Origin of the sequence: Peribacillus sp. R9-11 (assembly GCF_031345095.1) — a bacterium.
GTDB classification, from domain to species: Bacteria; Bacillota; Bacilli; order Bacillales; family DSM-1321; genus Peribacillus; species Peribacillus butanolivorans.
In genome coordinates this window covers 3,080,807-3,098,762 of the sequence record NZ_CP133763.1, presented here as the reverse complement: position 1 = coordinate 3,098,762, position 17,956 = coordinate 3,080,807, and the positions used below count along the sequence as shown (strand labels likewise).

Below are 17,956 nucleotides of genomic sequence, written 5' to 3'. Positions count from 1 at the left end.
AGAAATAACTGGCTGACCTTTATAATACGATCGGGGCAGGATAGTTCGACAATCTATTGGGATTTCATGGTAATTCACGTTAAGGGAGGAGGATGAGAGATGACATACGCAGTAATTATTTTAGTAATTGGAATAATAATAGCTATTTTTCTAAGTATCAAGAAACCAAATAAATCGAAGTACAGCATTTGTTGGATAACTATAATGTTCCCTTTTCTTTTTATAGCTGGGGTAGTCCTTTTTTGGATAGGCGATTGATAAAAGAAATCTAAACAATTTATTTCTTCAATTAAAGGGGCAGTTTTCCTGTTATGAATGAAAATGAGATTTGAACACAAAAAGACCTCTTGATATGATGGAAGTGTCCCAAAGCTCGCCAGCGAAACGGATAAATACATCAAAACCAGGAGGCCAAATATGAAGTATAACCAAAATAAAAAAATCTCTTAAATTACTTCTGAAACACTTTTTGTCGGTGTCGGTATCGCAAAATTCAAACATGTAGCCAGAGCTCAAGACTTTAACAATGCATGTCTTCTATTCGCTTATTCGTAGTCTTTACACATAATTATTAGATTTTTTTGTGTGTTACAATAAAGACATTGGCATACACTGTCTCTTATTTTCTAACGAGAAACTTAGATAAAGAGTAACATTTTAGAATTAAAAGCTATAACACTACATTTATAGAAAGGGGAAAAGAACATGAATGAGATTAGAAATATTTATTGCGTTGGTCGAAACTACGTAGCACATGCAAAGGAATTAAATAATGAGGTACCTACTTCCCCATTTCTATTTTCTAAGCCTACCCATGCCTACATGGAAGCAAATGGTCAAGAGATTTACCTGCCTGGCAATCGTGGTTCTGTCCATTTTGAAACTGAACTTGTCATAAAGATTGGAAGACAACATGAAGTAGGCATGAAGGTAGATGAAGTGATAGAAAGTATGGGGATTGGGATCGATTTTACTTTACGGGAAGTTCAAAGTGAACTTAAGAAAAAGGGGCATCCATGGTTACTTGCAAAAGGGTTCCCTAATTCGGCTATTGTGAGTGAATTCGTTGTTTTTCCAGGAATAGAAGAAATAAAAAAAGTAGATTTCATGCTAATTAAAAATGGGGAGAAGGTTCAGCAAGGAAATATTAAAAATATGATTTTTGATTTGCAGACAATCGTGGATTTCACGGCCCTACACTTTGGATTGGGTGAAGGTGACATAATCTTTACGGGAACACCTGAAGGAGTTGGACCAGTTTTAGACGGAGATCATTTATCTTTGGTATGGGATAATAAAGTTCTCGGTGAATGTTGTATTAAATTAGCTTAATTCAGTTTTCTTATATTTTTAACTATTAAATTTATCATAATATGAGATTCTAGATCTCGCTGTGTGGCGTATTTGTATTTAAAAAGGAGCGATTTAATGAGTATAATCCAACCTAATATTCTTGTCTTTAGCCCTATGCAAACAGATGTTGAGACTTATGCTGAAAGTATTCGCAATGATGGGTTTATGTCAGTAAAGACAGCTACAACTTTGGATGAAGTTGAAAAATATTTACCTGGTACTGAAGTTATTTTGGGATGGAACTTCCCCACACATCTACTAAGTAAACCAATTGCCTCATCTGTCCGCTGGTTTCAGTCAATGGGAGCCGGAGTCAATGATTTAATTGAAGACAAATCTATACCTGAGAGCATTATATTAACCCGAATTGTCAACCAATTTGGTACTTATATTTCTGAATATGTATTTTCGTTTCTCTTGTACATAGTGAAAGACAATCCCCGTATGAGACAATCACAAATGGAACGGAGATGGGATCCTTTCATTTCTGAAACTCTGAAAGGGAAAACAATCGGGGTAGCCGGACTCGGATCGATTGGTGCCGAAATTGTACGTAAAGCTCGAGTGTTTGATATGAATGTACATGGATTAAGCTTTAGCGGAAAACAAGCATCATTAGTGGACTGTCACTTTACTCCAGATCAATTGAGTGAATTTGTAAAAGATCTAGATTATTTGGTCCTAACCCTTCCTTTAACAGATTCCACACATCATATTATGACTAGGGACCTCCTTTTAGCAATGAAACCAAAAGCTTGTCTTATCAATGTTGGCCGTGGATTATTAATTGATGAAGAGAATTTAATATCTGTTATGCAATCAGGACATCTTCAGACAGCCATCCTTGATGTTTTTGAGACAGAACCGTTACCTAAAGACCATGTCTTCTGGACAATGCCGAATGTATATGTCACTTCTCATCTGTCAGGACCGAGTACTATTGAAGGCGTAAGCAGTTTTTTTATTGGAAATTTAAAGCGATTTTTAAGTGAACAGCCGTTACATGGATTGGTAGATCGGAAACGAGGATATTAACTAGAAGCATGAATAAACCGCTTTGAATCAATTCATTCAAAACGGTTTATTCATGTCGTCTATTATCTCTTCAGATTTTCCTTTTGTTAAACAACCGTTGAGAAAGACTTCTAGGACAAAGTTAAAAACTTCACTTGCTTTGAATTCACTACCATAGAAATAATTAGACTCAAATGGGCTAATTTTTGTTAGCAGTTATACTGTACGCAAAGCATTATTCGACAATAAAAATGATAAATTTCCGTACGCTAAGGCAGTTCCATAAAGGCACTTTGATTTTGAAATGCCTTTTAGAACTAACTTCCATACTAAATTTAGCTTATCTTGAACAGTACCATAAACGAACGTTATTGGTACTTTGTTGTTATTCCAAGAATTCAACGCTTAGCGTACATTTTAGCCAAAAAGATGGTGGGACCCCTTATAGAAGTTTGGTCAACATTACCAACGTCTGTCTACTTTTTAGTAGAACGGCATTTACTTTACCATTGCTTTATTGTTTACTAGACAATTGAGCAGCTATATTTTGTTGAGAGCCATTCCTGTCCCTTAAAACATTAGGGGAATGGCTTTTTTATTTGTGCGAAACAATAATTACTGACGATTATAGACCTCTTAAATTCTTTATTCAAAAAGGATTTTTTCGTTTTCTAATTTTTCAATCTACATGTAGACGAGTAGATTTGTAGACTAATCTACATCTTCAGACACTATTTTTCCTATCTGAAAATTTCTAAAAAATTTTTTTCATCGGCCTAATCTACATTCTTGATTCATCGCTTCATGAACATCTAGTAAGGGCGATTTTACCTTTTCTCGTAGGTACGCATCATAGTTTTTAATCGCTTTTCCCCAGACGAACAATTCCGGCCAATAGTAGCCGGATCTTCAACTTAGGCCTCCGCTAGTAAAAATACGAAGCAATCAATTAATACTTCAAAATCTGGAAGGAATTAGCTTCCGATATAGATGGAAACGAGCAGTTACCGATTTACTGCTTAGTAAACGAAGCCTTTGTCCAACTTCAATTTTTTTCATACTATTTTTAACAACAGGCTCCATATCCGTAATCGCCGCCGCATCCACCAACAAAGCTAGCTCCAACAATGATTAAGAGTATAAACAAAACGACTATAAAGGCGAAACCTCCACCAAATCCAATACCGTCGTCACATCTTGATTCACAACCTGACATACAGAAACCTCTCCTTATTTGTTTTTAAGGAGGAAATTAATTAAATGGGTTATATCACCTTATGCTCTAATTAGTAAAATGACACAAAGGTCTCCACCTCTGTTCATAGGATAAAATGTTGGAGGTACCTCTTAATGAGCTGACAGGTGCGTTAGCAGAAGATCGGAAAGGCGGCCTTTTGAAATTATTTGTTTCAAAGCTACATCCGCCCCCATCCGGCACAATCTCAGATGTCCCACACTCTACTGGTGGATCTTAACAACCCCCTTACGATGCAGAGACGCCGAAGCCCATTAAAAAAAGGTTTTCCATTAATAAAAGACCGACTCTATTGCTTTGCAATGTAGGGAACTATCTGATGTAACCTGTTATTAATGCTTATTTAATTTTTGTGCTAGTATTAGAATAGATTTAATTATCAGTCAATTATGAATAATGGATAATCAGAAATGACTAGGAGGTAAACCATGGATTTAAGAGAAGACGTTTCTATACTTTTAAAACATATTTTGGAACATTCTTTTGATGAAATCTTTATTGCTGACGCATTGGGTAATATTTTATACACAAGTCAAACCACCGAAAAAATGTTTGGAATTTCATGTAAACCAAAAATGCATCAAAATATCTTTGACCTCGAAAAAGATGGCGTGTTTTCTCCCTCCGTCATTGCGAATGTATTGAGAAGCGCAAGAAAAGAAACCCTTATTCAAGAAACTATACATAATAGGAAAACTATCATCTCTGGCTATCCTATCTATGATGACAAAGGAATTTTGATTGGAGCACTTAGTTTCTCAAGGGACATAACAGAATTTGAATACTTAAAAAATGAAAACGAACAGGTTGCAAAAGCTGTGCAGTTATACAAAAAAGAAATTGAAAAATTAAAAAAACAGGCTATTAACACATATTTTCCTAATAATGAAAAAATGGGAAAAGTACTTGATGTCATTTCAAAAGTAACAGATTTGGATGTAACTGTTTTGTTAGTTGGCGAGTCGGGGGTCGGTAAAAACCGAATCGCACGAATGATTCATGAAATGTCCAAAAGAAGCATTCACCCTTTTATTGAAGTAAACTGTGGCGCCATACCGGAATCATTAATTGAGTCTGAATTATTCGGATACGAAGAAGGTGCTTTTACAGGTGCAAAAAAGGGTGGAAAACAAGGGTATTTTGAAGCTGCGGGGGAAGGGACGTTAATCTTAGATGAAATTGGAGAGCTCCCAATGAACCTTCAAGTGAAATTATTGTCTGTTTTACAAAACAAATCATTGATGAGAATAGGCGGGAATAAATCTGTTCAGCTTTCTTGCAGAATAATTTGTGCCACGAATCAAAATTTAGAAGAACTTGTAAATGCAAAGCAGTTCAGGGAAGATCTTTATTATCGTATAAATATTGTTAAAATTATTATCCCTCCTCTTAGGGAGAGAAAGGACGAAATCCTATCCTTGATTTTCGATATAACGAAAGAAATGAATAAGAAATATGACATGAATAAACGGTTTACACCAGCCATGCTTGCCTGGCTCGGTCAACAAGTATGGAAGGGTAATATTAGAGAGTTGCGTAATTTTATTGAAAAAGCAGTTATCACCTCGGGCGAAGATGAGATTGACCTCGAGTTTGATGGTGAAGATTTTGAACAATTTTCAGAAAAGAGAATGAAAGAAACCACTTTGCAAAAGTATATGGAATCTATCGAAAAGGAGTTTATTATGCGCATGTATCAAAAATACCCAAGTAGTATTAAGCTTGCAGAAAAATTGAATATTAGCCAGTCTACAGCAAATAGAAAGATACAAAAGTACATAGAAGAGCGCTAGTCACTTTTGACTATATCCTCTCATGAATACTGACTTTTCAAAATGGCATGGAAATTGCTTTTATTTGAGTGTAATTACATTTTGAAGGAGGCAATTAACATGTCTAATAGAAAAGAAAAAGATTTTCTTAATCTTCCCTTTACAGGAATCTGTACGTTTGGAAAATACCCGATTTGTACTGACCTCGATCAACTTGATGCAGATGTAGCTGTCATTGGTGTTCCAAATGATATGGGTACACAATGGAAATCAGGAGCGAGAATGGGGCCGCGTGGAATACGTGAAGGATCTACATTATATAGCTTCGGATTAGACGGTGCCTATGATATCGAAAAAGATATTATGTATTTAGGTCCTGATTGGAAAGTTGTTGATTGTGGCGATGTGGATATGGTACATGGAGATTTACTGCAGTGTATGGAGAATACAGAAGAAGCAATAAAAAAAATCGTTTCAAAAGGGGCGATGCCGGTTATTTTAGGTGGCGATCACTCTATTACGATTCCAGTAGGAAAGGGATTAGCTGAAGCGGGACCTTTCCATGTTATTCAAATAGATGCTCATTTGGATTGGGCAGATCATCGCTCAGGGCAACGGTATGGTCATGGAAGCTGCATACGTCGTTTGTCTGAAATGGATCATGTGGATAAGATTTTTCAGTTTGGTATTCGAGGAATCAGTAGCAGCAAAAAGGAAGATGTCGATGCTGCAAGAGAATATGGAAGTGTTATATTATCACCGCGTCAAATGAGAAAAATGGGAATAGAAAGCGTTTTAGAACAAATTCCAGCCGGGGAACGCTATTTCATTACCATTGATATTGATGGTTTGGATCCTTCGATAGCTCCTGCAACGGGAACCCCTTCTCCAGGCGGTCTCATTTATGATGAAGTAAATGAATTACTCGAAGGGATTGCGAAAAGGGGGCAGGTCATTGGGTTTGATATGGTCGAAGTAGCACCTCCATATGACCATGCGGGTATGACTGGACAAGTAGCAGCACGGCTTACTTTAGACTTAATGAGTTTTATTTTAAAAGAAAGAGAAATAGTGAGTGCTACTAAAACAGAAAAAATTTCCTTATGACTTAGAAAATATGTCATTGGTTTATTTGGCTCTTAGATTTACATAGAAAACGACTTTCTATGTAAATCTTTTCAATCGATTCGACGGACGTATCACAGGGAACTTACAAAAAAGAACCGGAGGGGTGTCTATGAAAGTAGAGACAAGGAGCATTGAGTATATTCCCGAAAATGAACGGCATGGGAAAGCAAGAGGGCTATTCCCAGTTTGGTTTGGTGCCCAAATGCATTTGACCACTCTAGTTACAGGAGCCTTATGCATTAGTTTTGGATTAAATCTTTTCTGGAGTGTAATGGCAATTATTACTGGAAATTTACTCGGAGCCATTTTTATGGCCTCGCACTCCGCGCAAGGACCAAAACTTGGTATTCCTCAAATGATACAAAGCCGGGCGCAATTTGGTGTTATTGGTGCTGTGATTCCCTTAATACTTGTCATATTTATGTACTTAGGATTCTTTGCGAGCAGCGGTTTGCTAGGTGCTCAAGTCTTGAGCAACTCATTATCAATTGATTTGACATGGAGTATTATTATTATGAATGGCATCACTTTCATCGTTACGATGATAGGTCATGACTTAATTCATAAAATGCAGAAATATTTATCATGGTTCTTTTTTATCATATTCTTAGCTGCGACAATAGTCGTATTCAATTTGCCAATACCAGCAGAAAGCTGGTCTCCGGCTGGATTTGAATTTTCAACTTTCATGTTATGCGTTAGTATTGTAGCTACCTGGCAGCTCTCATTTGCTCCGTATGTTGCAGACTACTCGAGGTATTTACCGATTGACACCCCTCCAGCTAAAACATTCTGGTATACGTACGCAGGATCAGTCATAGGAACCGTATGGATGATGCTATTAGGAGTCCTTTTAGCTGTTGCCATTCCTGGTTACCTTGAAAACTCCGGGACTTATTTGTCTCAATTGCTTGGTAATCGATTTGTGTTTATTATGCTTCTGGCCATTTTTTTAGGCCAACTCTCTATCAACGTGTTTAATTTGTACGGTTCTTTCATGTCAACAGTATCAACGATTGAGCCTTTTACAAAATTAAAGGTATCTCCAAAAGTAAGAATGTTTTTTGTCTTAGGTATCACTATTATTGGAACTTTATTAACAATAATCGGAAAAGGGAATTTCTTGGAGTATTTCACCAACTTTATTTTGTTGATCAGTTACTTTTTAATCCCCTGGACGGCCATAAATCTCGTTGATTATTATGTACTTCGAAGGGGAGAGTACAATATTAAGGACATGTTTGATTTAAACGGGCAGTATGGAAAGGTAAATTGGATTACAACCTTTTCATTTTTAATATCCATCATCGTTGAAATACCTTTTATCAATACATCTATCTATGTCGGCCCGATTGCCCAATCTTTAGGGGGTGCTGATCTTGCATGGATTGTAGGGCTGATTGTTCCATCTTTACTCTACTATGTAATGATGAAAAGAAAATTATATCATTCACCAAAAGTTTCACTCAGTGAGAGCAAAACTACAAATCTTCTTAGGTAATACAGTGGAGTAAGCATAGTTTCATGGACACATTTTAGTTAAGTCCTTTATTTCATTATGGGAGTTGCTTCGGCAACTCTTTTTCTTATGGGGGTACCGTTAGCAAAACGCGGATATACAACGTTAAGGGGATCTGGATGCAAAAATAGCCACTCCCTCCAAAAACTATTAATCTATGTCAAAAAGTATATCAATAATATGAAATGTTTCAAAATGAAAAAACATACTTAATGACACACGGAATATTACCTGTTTTCCAACGTGTCATTAAGTTTTCTTTTTGACAGTAGCTACAACATGAAAAATACATTAAACATTAAATTACTGTTGTTAAATGGCAATAAAGATGTTTAAACCAGTAAATAAAGTTGCTACACATTATTAATATGTTGTTTAAAAACGTTAGTCATATTATTTCATTAAAGGGCCATTTAATGGAATAATAGGTTGGATAAAACCCCACTTTTTATACAGCCATCAGGAGTACCAGAGTGTCCTGTAATATTGATTTATTAACGATGTATAAAAATCAGATACGATTGACAGAAAGATAATAATAAAGTTAGCTGAATTTAAGTAAGTAATAACTTTCAAACGCTCGCTTCATCATATGTGGCATAATGCCACTCGTTGTGCATGTTAATGTTCCTTGTTTAGACGGTTTATTCATAATAAACATAGCACCTTCTTTTCCAAGCTCCATAAAATAAAGTGTTTCGTGTTGGAATGATCGAAGTGGTTCATGATGCATTTGTTTGACAATATTTTCAACAGCAAGTTCGCCCTGGAGCTCAGCAGCACGCCCTGTTTTTGTTCCTTTGATATTATTTGCATCACCAACAACATAAATATTTTCCCATTGAACGGATTGGAGAGTTTCATGAACAGGTAGGATGCCATTTTCATGCTCAAAATCTTTCGATGATAGAATACATTCCTTTCCTTTATAAGGAGGCAAAACGAGTAAAAATGAATAAGGAAGTCGTTCTCCGTTATTCAAATAGACCTTTCCATCATCAACCTGTTCAATAGAAACATTACAGTAGTACGGTATCTGTTTTTCCGCCATTAATACTTCAAGCTTCTCTGTCGGCTCTTTTCCATTTCCGTCAAATAGCTCTTTTTCATATGTGAAAAACGTCATGGGGCATTTGATACGACGCTCTTTGAGATATGCATCCAACTCAAATAAAAACTCATAAGCAATACCTTGGTTCGGATTCTCCTGCGCAACTCCTATAACAATTGGTTCACCTTCTTCCATTTCTTCAAGCTTTTTTCTTGTTTTAAGAGCAGATGATACATCATAGATAGATGCACTTTTTCCTTCTAATCCTTTTATTCTTGCCCAGTCAGGAGAAGCGCCTGATGCAAGTATTAAATAATCGTACTCAATGATTACATCATCATTACATATCACATAATTTTGTTTTGGCATAAGTGATTTAACACTTTTTTCAATGAACCTAACACCGATCTTTTCAAATGTTGGACGAAGTGGAAAGGAGAGCTTTTTAATACTATGTTTGTGAAATGGAAGCCAAATTAGTGATGGACGAAAAATAAATTCTTCCTTATCAGAAATAACGGTGATCTCATGTTGAGAATGTTTTAATTTTTTTCTAATCTCAACAACAGCATTTAACCCTCCAAATCCACTACCAATAACAACGATACGCATCGCATTCACTTCACTTCCACTTTTTTCTTTAGTTTTTTCTAAACCATGCCTATTTATGTTTTATTTCTACACGTTTAAATATATTTAAGGCGTTTTATAACTTATTTGTTGTAGCTCTTGAGATTTTTTAATATTCAATAATCGTGCGCTTTAGTCGAACAAGAAGTTAAAGGGTGATACATATTAAACATGTCTAATATGTATCACCCTTTATTTTTATAACTTTTTACAATTTAGGTCTTGATAAAAAAAGCATCTTTCTGTCATTCCGTATGTGTCGCTTCGGACTGATAACCACGGACTGTACGGCTCACGCCTACATTCCGTAGATTCCTGTTCCATTTACGGCTAAGGCCACCATACCAACGAGCCGAAAACCGGAAAATCAGGATTGAAAGATCAAAAGAATAAAAGACAAAAGGAGAGCAGCCGAAACGGCTACTTTGTTGTAATTCTCTTAGCGTATAAAATTTCCGAAAAGGGCGGTATAGCATTATTGCTACTTTCCGTAAAAGTACACTTTTATGAACGGTGTTTATCGAGTGTAAAAAGCAATCTACTCCCATTCAAATCATTATCACTTGGGGTACTAGGGCAGTACTAACGCAAAAACAAAGATACCCCTGCCCAACTTTTTAAGGCTGGTAACAGAGGCAATTGCAGTAAACCATTTAGATGTTTCAAATTATAGTATTACCCCAAACATGGTTTGCGTTTCCAAAGAGATTTAGCCTGTCATGATAACAAGTGCTTTTTAAATGGGCAGGGAATTGGGAAATAATGAACGTTAATGCGGCCACCGATATTTGTCAGATCAAAAAAAGAGCTTTAATTATCTTATGAACAAATATAAAAAACCACAAAAACTTCCTTTTCAACTCAGGTAGCTTCTGTGGTTGGATCCAACACATTTGTAATACAAAAGCGAAAGAATTATACCCCAATTTGGAAAATAAATGTTTATGTATCGTTTATGGTTAAGTTCCAATGCTATGTTCTACTGCATTATCCCAACTGGGAAAATAATACAATGCATTTTTCATTAACTCTGGATCTGACTTCTTTACCTCTTTCTTCCGAGGTGGCTTCCCTTCTTTTTCTACTAATTCAGAAATTTGATTCACGACTTCTTCAACACTCATACTTACTTCCATTTGTATCCTCCTTCTCGAGATTTAGTTATATATATATTTTCCTATTAAAGAAAAATAATACATTTTTTTCTATCTGAACTGCCCAGTTCGAAACGAAGGCGTCATTGGATTTACAAAATCGATTGCTCTTGAACTTGATCAATATGGCATTACTGCTAACTGTATTGCCCCATAAATAAAAGTAAAAGTGAAATTGTATTTACTCGTACGATTGAAACAAAAAGCTAAAGCAAAGACTGAAGCTAGTACTAGCAATGATGAAATGGATTCAATCGATATATTGCTTGAAGGTAAGAAAGCACACTCTAAAAGAATATACAAGCCCTACCCCTACTAGAAATGATGTTGGTTTATAAAAGTGTTTGATCATTTAACAATACACTATGTGTTATGAAACTAAAGCCGTCCTTTAGCATAAGAAAAGAATCTTAACAAAAATGTTTAATCAATCATAACTTAGATCAATAACATTTTTAACTTTTTCATATTTCGACAGCGTTTTCATTTGTTGTCCTTTATACTTTTAATTTGATAGAGAAATGATCAAGAGATATTAAAGTGGATTAAACAAGCGCTAGTTTCATAATGAATACATTATTTCTATATTGGTTTAGTTGCCTTAAGGAAAAGACAATCTATCAGTATATTAAACATCAGAACTCAATTAAGTTTGGCGGAGGGATATGAGTGAGGGTAAACATCGGAGTACAGCAGATTGAAAATTATGCTAAATTAGAAGATAAAGTTTTGGTAAAGATGGTTCATAGTGGAGATAGCGAGTCATTGGCTTTTTTAATTAATAAATATCAGAATTTTGTTCGTGCGAAGACAACCCCATACTTTTTAATTGGCGCAGATAAAGAAGATCTTGTTCAAGAGGGAATGATTGGTCTATATAAAGCTATTCGTGACTTTAGAGAGGACAGGATGACTTCTTTTAAAGCTTTTGCTGAACTTTGTATCACTAGACAGATTATAACCGCGATCAAAACGGCTACTCGTCAAAAGCATGCACCTCTAAATTCGTATGTTTCTCTTGACAAGCCTCTTTATGATGAAGAATCTAACTATACACTTATGGATATGATATCCGGAGAAAAAATAACGAATCCCGAAGCATTAATCATTAACCAAGAAAAAGCTGATGATATAGAACTAAAAATATCAGAATTGCTTAGTGATTTGGAAAGAAGAGTGTTGGCCTTATATATGGATGGACAATCATATGTGGAAATTTCTGAAGAACTAAACACGCATGTAAAGTCGATTGATAATGCTCTCCAACGAGTAAAAAGAAAACTTGAACGGCATCTGGGGATAAGGATGGCTATCTGATAACTTCGTTTAAATTTCCCAAATTGATATATAGTTCCATTTGTTTTTGTGAAAATTAAAAACGTCGTTATTTTCAACCCCAGAAGTTACTTGGAGGGCATAGGCAGTTTCTGTGGTTTTTTCATTGCCCATAAGAAATTTTATGTTAAATAGACAAACAAAGAAATTGTGCTTTACTTATTCCCACAATGGGCGCAATTCTGTAGCAAGAATTGTGTTCTTTCTTTATGTTAAGGTCATTTAAGGTATATTTAGGCAGTATAGCTAAATAAACTATGAATAAAATCACTTCTTAATATTTAACGAATAAGAGTTTTGTTACTATAAAAATAAGTGAAATAAGGAGGTGTTTACGGTTGGAAAAGAAAGTATTAGTTGTCATTGATGTGCAAACGGCCGTTGTTGAACACGGGTATAAACGCGATAAGACAATTGACAAAATCAACCGATTAATTCGTTGTGCAAGAGAGCAACAGATACCGATTATATATATTCAACACGAATATCCAGAAGGTCCGATGAGTAAGGGCGAACCTGGATGGCAGTTTCACCCGCGACTTGAGAAGCCCCTCCATCAAGAGGTTACCATCTATAAAACCGTACCAAATTCATTTACTCACACACCTTTAAAACAAACACTCGACAAGCTAGACGCAACGCACATCTACATTTGTGGGGCACAGACGGAATTCTGTGTTGATTCTACATGTCGAGGAGCCTTTGATTTAGATTATAACGTCACCCTCATCACAGATGCTCATACCACGAGTGATGCAGATCACCTATCAGCCCCCCGCATTATCGAACATACCCATGTAACGTTAAAGAATTTTTGGAGTCCAAATGCAACAATAACTTTGGAAAAATCACTAGATCTTGACTGGATAAAAAATGAAGTAAACCCCAAATAAGGGATAGACTAGTAACCTTTCATTTAGGGTTCTTCAGCAATTGGGCGCGATTCTTTAATAAGAATCGCTTTTCTTATAGAATTAACAGATGCTTTACTTCAATAAGGAAGATTGCTGAGGCAGCCTTTTTCTTATGGCAATAACGGGGCAGGATAGGTTTATTAAGAATAAAGTCGCATGTGCTATAATTTGGAATAATCAAAATGTAAGGTTAAGGGGAAATGTTAAACGTGGTGAATGAATTTTATTAAAGCCAAATAATTTTAGAAAATCATCTTGTTAAGTTAATTCCATTTGAAGAAAAATACAAAGAGCAGTAAAAAAATATCATTTATGATGAAGAGGTTTACTCTACAATAGAGTGTAAGAATGATGCAGAACTCAACAAGTACATAGATGAAACCGTTAATCAAAGAATGTTGGGCTATTCATATCCTTTTTTAGTGATTGATAAAAGAACCAATGAAATTGCTGGTTCAACAAGGTTTGGACATATTCAGTTTAATAATAAGCGATTGGAAATTGGATGGACTTGGTACGGTAAGCCATATATGAAGACATCGACTGATTGTCCTCTTTTAAGAGTTAAGGGGAACACAGCTTCTTCAAAGGAAATCGTCGCTACGCTGTCATAGTGGCCAATCGAATCAATCGTTTTATCTTCGGGTGCTGTATATGTATAGAGAAGTGCTTCATCTTGCTTTGTTACCTCAACACCCTCATCTTTCAATAAAAGCACGAGTATTGTCTAAATTGGTGAATAGGCTTCAAACGAAATGTCAACGGGTACTGCACGTCCATCTAGAGATAGAAAATACTCGAGTTGATCGTCTGTCAGTTCAACAATATCTTCTCGCAGCTCATAGCCATTTTGCTTTGCTAATACTTGTGTATAATCCGTTTCCCCATCCCCATTACCGTTCGAACGAGGCGGATAAAAACCTTTTGTATCGTGTGCAATTTCCATTACATACTATCATCTTGCTCAACTATATAGGAGACTGCTAGAGTTTTAGGAGCTTCGTCAAATTGAACCGACATGACAACTGGCTCTTTTAAATGCGTTTTAGGCCAAGCGAAATACGTTCCTAGCGCTATAATCACCACTAAAATTATGATCCATTTCTTCACCTATTTGCCTCCCTGCTCACTTCGTTTTAAAATTTTCTGCCTAGTGTTAAAGATTCATCCACTGAAACTTATAGGCAAATATTATTACTTCTATTCTATCGTAAATATCAAAAGCCGAGACTAATTAATTAGTCTCGGCTTAGTTTCAAACAAACGTACTAAAGCTTTTGATTGTATCTAGCGTGCAAAATAGTACTTAAAATATACGCAAATTACCGCCTAAAGTGACATACAAGTGTTTTCAGATACAGTAGGCATATCAGAGATAGCAAGCACATCTGATATAGCAACACATGATATGCCTAACTTTTTTTCCTATTTCGTACTCTGTTTCAAACGAATGAAGTGTTCATTTTAAATATCAAATAGATATTTTTGTTGTTATTTCCTAAAAACACTCTACTATAATAGTAGGGAGGTAGCATTTGCCATGAAAAGAATACTAGTGTTTCTAGCTACATTTATGTGTTTGTTATGGATCCTTGCACCATTTGTAAAAGGTCAATTTCAAGAGGAACCAAAAGTCTCGGAAACAAAGGCTGAAAATAAAAAGAAACTTAAAGCCGAAAACGCTTCATCTCACGCTCATACACCTGTTCCGAAACAAAAAGTAACGGCAGCAACCATAGGCGCTGTGGGAGATATTTTAATTCACGATAGGGTGTATATACCCGCCCGCAAGTCAAACGGCTCGTATGACTTTAATCCGATGTTCCGATTTGTGAAGCCCTATCTGGGAAAAACGGATATTACGGTGGCTAATCAGGAAACGATGATTGGCGGGAAAGAAATAGGGCTTTCCTCATATCCTTCCTTTAATTCACCAGTAGAGGTGGGAGATGCTCTAAAGTCAAACGGGGTTGATCTCGTGACAATCGCCAATAACCATACACTTGACCGGGGAGAAAAGGCCATTTTGAATGCGATTAACCATTGGAACAGTATTGGGATGCCTTATACAGGAGCTTATCAATCGTCTGTAGACCAGCAGATCATTCGGGTATTAAAAAGAAACGATATTACCTTTTCGTTTCTCAGCTATACGTATGGAACGAACGGGATTCCTGTTCCTGCGGGGAAACCGCATCTTGTGAATTTAATTGATACCTCGAGAATCCAGGCGGAAGTTAAAGAAGCAGAGAAAGTTTCAGATGTCGTTGTGGTCAGTCTGCATTTCGGTAAAGAGTATGAACGGTTGCCTAATGATGAACAAAAGCTGCTTGCTCAAACGACAGCTAATGCAGGTGCTGATATTATTATTGGCCACCACCCACACGTTTTGCAGCCTGTTTCATGGCTTACAAAACCAAACGGCGAACGGGCATTTGTTGCTTATTCACTTGGGAATTTCTTATCCGGCCAGCAGGGAGATTACAAAGACATCGGCGGTATTATGCAAATTGGCGTAAAAAAAATCCAAACCGGGGATGATGTGAAAATCGAACTACAAAATCCAAAATTCCTGCCAACCTGGGTCAACCGGCCATATGAGATCATTCCAATGAAAGCCTTGAGTGATCAGTCCGACAAATATAACGAAATCCAAAAACATATGAATCAATTCATGCCTGAACTGTCATTTGATTTTTAATGAAGGTACAGTCTTTGGACTTGGAAAAAACTAATTGTTTTACATAATGAAAAAGCCACCGGCTATGTAGCCGGTGGACCGCATATTCCTCCTAATAAGGTAAACACTATTGTTCCAGCTAAACGGCTTGAACCAACAGACGAACACGACTCATTGACAAAGAACCTATTCCGCAAAACATATACGAAAAACTGTCATATGAGGTTATTTCTCTTATATCTAAAGTTGAAAGTGGTGGGATTTAGATAACATAGTCCGTATTATTAAGAAATAAGAAAAAACAAGATATTAACCCCTTTGTTCAACTAATAGGTGCGTTCGTATTATAAGGTCGACCAGTAAAAATTACTGGCTGACCTTTTTTTAATAGAATCTATTATATCAGCAGCCAGGGTAGGACGTACGGGTGCGGGGGACATGATCCCGTGAACTAAACTGTCCGCCCCCTACTTGTAGAAACATGTTTGAGGCTGTTGTTGGGACGTAGATCTCGTATAACAAGCGAAGCTATGACACTATATGGAGGACTAGGGGTACTGGTAAGTAAGTAAGTAAGTAAGTAAGTAAGTAAGTAAGTAAGTAAGTAAGTAAGTAAGTAAGTAAGTAAGTAAGTAAGTAGAGGAGGAAAATCAGAGCTGTCTTTAAGGTAGCTTTTTGTTATACAACTATCGGGGCAGGTTATTCAAGAAGGGTTTTCTCTAAAATGCTAGAAACATATACTTGTGTAACAAAAAGTGGTAGTTTATTTGCTCTTATTTAATGTTGCTTTGACCAAAAATTAAATTGAGTTTATTAAGAGGGGGGAAAAACATTGAATGTGATTAATCTGATAATTTATGAAATAGAACATACTTATAGTCAAGATAACTGGTACTCACCATTAAAACTTGTAATAAATGACCTGACTGTTGAGCAGGCAGTATGGAAGCCTAAAAACAAGACAATAAATTCTATTTGGGAAACTACTGTTCACTTGCTATATTACAAAGAGCGGTTGTTATTGCGGTTACAAGGAAAAAATGCAGAGTACACTTCAAATAACCATGATACCTTTGCATTTGAGGGAGATTCTCAAGAAGATTGGGATGCTTTAATAAGAAGAATGCATCAAGTCAATCAAGAAATATATGAGCACGTTCAAAAATTGAGTATAACAGATTTAGAAAATGATATATCTAAACATCCCCTATGGAAACATATTAATGGTGTAATCCGTCATGACGCTCATCATGCGGGGCAAATCATAGTAAATCGAAAATTACAAGGTGCATGGCCAGTCTATGAAAATAAAAACAGGTAGTTATGGAATTAAACATTTCTGTTGTTCAACTAAAAAGTGCGATACTTCAATAACGAAGTGTCGTTTTTTCTTGTAGAGCTAAAGGGGCAGGTTAGTTGAACAAGAAAAATAAAAAGCATTCTATATTGAATGGTTTTTACCTTTATCATAATTTGGTGATGTACTAGAGTGTGTTAATATGCGGTCTAATACTTTTTCAGTAAATGGCATAAAGTAAATAAGTATTAGCCCCCCTTTAACAAACGGTTAATAATGTTCCAACGCCAATTGGTCCATTTAAAATCATTGCCATTATCAAGAATACGAGGTAAATGAATGTTCTCGAAAAAAATATTTGCTCTAGTTAATTCTTGTATGATTAATGTTAATCGGACAACTGGAATCGGTGCAAAATTTGTATGTAAATATGTTGCAGTTCCTAATCCTATAACAACTAAACCGATTCCAAAACAAACATCTTTGCTGTACCATAGTTCAGGTGTTATCAAATTGTGCAATAAAAAAAGCCACATATCAATACCAAGACCCGTTATAAATGCCGTTAACAACCCCAAAACTTATGGTCTTTGTCTTTTTAAAAATGAATTACAACATATCAATATTAAAGCTATTATTATTTCCCAACTTCCCACAGTAAGCCTCACATTTATAGACAGTCCTAAAAGTGCATCAAAAGGTGAAGTTCCAAGGTCTGATTGTATAGTGAAAGAAATACCAAGGGTTAATATTAAAATTCCTAATAAATAAAAACATATTTCACTTTACTAGACCTCTTTATTATTATTTTTTTGTTGCAAACGCAACAAAGTTAGGTTAAATTTAATATATGT

The 17,956-nt window shown here is 35.9% G+C and carries 15 protein-coding genes and 2 pseudogenes; 10 read left to right on the top strand and 7 right to left on the bottom strand.

What is annotated here, in order from left to right; genetic code table 11:
- Nucleotides 1-705: 705 nt before the first annotated feature.
- Together RE409_RS15060 and RE409_RS15055 are read left to right on the top strand one after the other, a co-directional pair.
- On the top strand, nucleotides 706-1,332 hold the full coding sequence (locus RE409_RS15060) for a fumarylacetoacetate hydrolase family protein (protein WP_056529834.1): 627 nt from the start codon (nucleotides 706-708) through the stop codon (nucleotides 1,330-1,332).
- A 96-nt stretch (nucleotides 1,333-1,428) separates the two neighbouring features.
- Entirely contained in the window at nucleotides 1,429-2,388 is a 960-nt protein-coding gene (locus tag RE409_RS15055; protein WP_201250837.1) for a D-2-hydroxyacid dehydrogenase, read from the top strand.
- A gap of 1,081 nt (nucleotides 2,389-3,469) precedes the next feature.
- Here the strand turns inward: RE409_RS15055 and RE409_RS15050 are convergent.
- Nucleotides 3,470-3,583, bottom strand: a pseudogene (locus RE409_RS15050) (YjcZ family sporulation protein); the annotation flags it as partial.
- Between the two features lie 118 nt (nucleotides 3,584-3,701).
- Here RE409_RS15050 and RE409_RS15045 point away from each other — a divergent pair.
- The 4 genes from RE409_RS15045 (at nucleotide 3,702) to RE409_RS15030 (ending at nucleotide 8,023) form a co-directional block, all read left to right on the top strand.
- A complete protein-coding gene (locus tag RE409_RS15045) occupies nucleotides 3,702-3,842 on the top strand; it encodes a hypothetical protein (RefSeq protein ID WP_309557756.1) in 141 nt (46 codons plus the stop codon).
- A 208-nt stretch (nucleotides 3,843-4,050) separates the two neighbouring features.
- On the top strand, nucleotides 4,051-5,415 hold the full coding sequence (locus RE409_RS15040) for a sigma-54 interaction domain-containing protein (protein WP_309557755.1): 1,365 nt from the start codon (nucleotides 4,051-4,053) through the stop codon (nucleotides 5,413-5,415).
- Nucleotides 5,416-5,514: 99 nt separating this feature from the next.
- A complete protein-coding gene (gene speB, locus RE409_RS15035) occupies nucleotides 5,515-6,501 on the top strand; it encodes an agmatinase (protein ID WP_201185021.1) in 987 nt (328 codons plus the stop codon).
- Between the two features lie 130 nt (nucleotides 6,502-6,631).
- Nucleotides 6,632-8,023: a purine-cytosine permease family protein gene (locus RE409_RS15030; protein WP_201185020.1), complete on the top strand. Its 1,392-nt coding sequence runs from the start codon at nucleotides 6,632-6,634 to the stop codon at nucleotides 8,021-8,023.
- A gap of 562 nt (nucleotides 8,024-8,585) precedes the next feature.
- Here the strand turns inward: RE409_RS15030 and RE409_RS15025 are convergent.
- Nucleotides 8,586-9,704, bottom strand: coding sequence for an NAD(P)/FAD-dependent oxidoreductase (locus tag RE409_RS15025; RefSeq protein ID WP_309559280.1), 1,119 nt, complete (start codon nucleotides 9,702-9,704; stop codon nucleotides 8,586-8,588).
- Between the two features lie 977 nt (nucleotides 9,705-10,681).
- Nucleotides 10,682-10,858, bottom strand: coding sequence for a homing endonuclease associated repeat-containing protein (locus RE409_RS15020; RefSeq protein ID WP_200949504.1), 177 nt, complete (start codon nucleotides 10,856-10,858; stop codon nucleotides 10,682-10,684).
- Nucleotides 10,859-11,545: 687 nt separating this feature from the next.
- Between RE409_RS15020 and sigH the strand changes: the two genes are divergently transcribed.
- Nucleotides 11,546-12,193, top strand: coding sequence for an RNA polymerase sporulation sigma factor SigH (gene sigH / locus RE409_RS15015; protein WP_201185018.1), 648 nt, complete (start codon nucleotides 11,546-11,548; stop codon nucleotides 12,191-12,193).
- 356 nt (nucleotides 12,194-12,549) lie between these two features.
- The gene (locus RE409_RS15010) at nucleotides 12,550-13,104 is read left to right on the top strand and encodes a cysteine hydrolase family protein (RefSeq protein WP_201185017.1); all 555 of its coding nucleotides are present in this window, start codon (nucleotides 12,550-12,552) and stop codon (nucleotides 13,102-13,104) included.
- 496 nt (nucleotides 13,105-13,600) lie between these two features.
- On the opposite strand, the gene RE409_RS15005 is transcribed toward RE409_RS15010, so the two are convergent.
- Genes RE409_RS15005 through RE409_RS14995 form a run of 3 tightly spaced genes read right to left on the bottom strand, consistent with a single transcriptional unit; the run spans nucleotide 13,601 to nucleotide 14,235 of the window.
- The gene (locus RE409_RS15005; protein WP_201185016.1) at nucleotides 13,601-13,843 is read right to left on the bottom strand and encodes a hypothetical protein; all 243 of its coding nucleotides are present in this window, start codon (nucleotides 13,841-13,843) and stop codon (nucleotides 13,601-13,603) included.
- A gap of 9 nt (nucleotides 13,844-13,852) precedes the next feature.
- Entirely contained in the window at nucleotides 13,853-14,071 is a 219-nt protein-coding gene (locus RE409_RS15000; RefSeq protein ID WP_201185015.1) for a hypothetical protein, read from the bottom strand.
- On the bottom strand, nucleotides 14,071-14,235 hold the full coding sequence (locus tag RE409_RS14995; protein WP_201185013.1) for a hypothetical protein: 165 nt from the start codon (nucleotides 14,233-14,235) through the stop codon (nucleotides 14,071-14,073). The genes RE409_RS15000 and RE409_RS14995 overlap by 1 nt, the downstream gene beginning before the upstream one ends.
- 430 nt (nucleotides 14,236-14,665) lie before the next feature.
- Between RE409_RS14995 and RE409_RS14990 the strand changes: the two genes are divergently transcribed.
- Together RE409_RS14990 and RE409_RS14985 are read left to right on the top strand one after the other, a co-directional pair.
- On the top strand, nucleotides 14,666-15,826 hold the full coding sequence (locus RE409_RS14990) for a CapA family protein (protein ID WP_201224310.1): 1,161 nt from the start codon (nucleotides 14,666-14,668) through the stop codon (nucleotides 15,824-15,826).
- Nucleotides 15,827-16,643: 817 nt separating this feature from the next.
- On the top strand, nucleotides 16,644-17,126 hold the full coding sequence (locus RE409_RS14985; protein WP_309559279.1) for a DinB family protein: 483 nt from the start codon (nucleotides 16,644-16,646) through the stop codon (nucleotides 17,124-17,126).
- Nucleotides 17,127-17,246: 120 nt separating this feature from the next.
- Here the strand turns inward: RE409_RS14985 and RE409_RS14980 are convergent.
- Nucleotides 17,247-17,881, bottom strand: a pseudogene (locus tag RE409_RS14980) (YitT family protein).
- Nucleotides 17,882-17,956 lie beyond the last annotated feature (75 nt).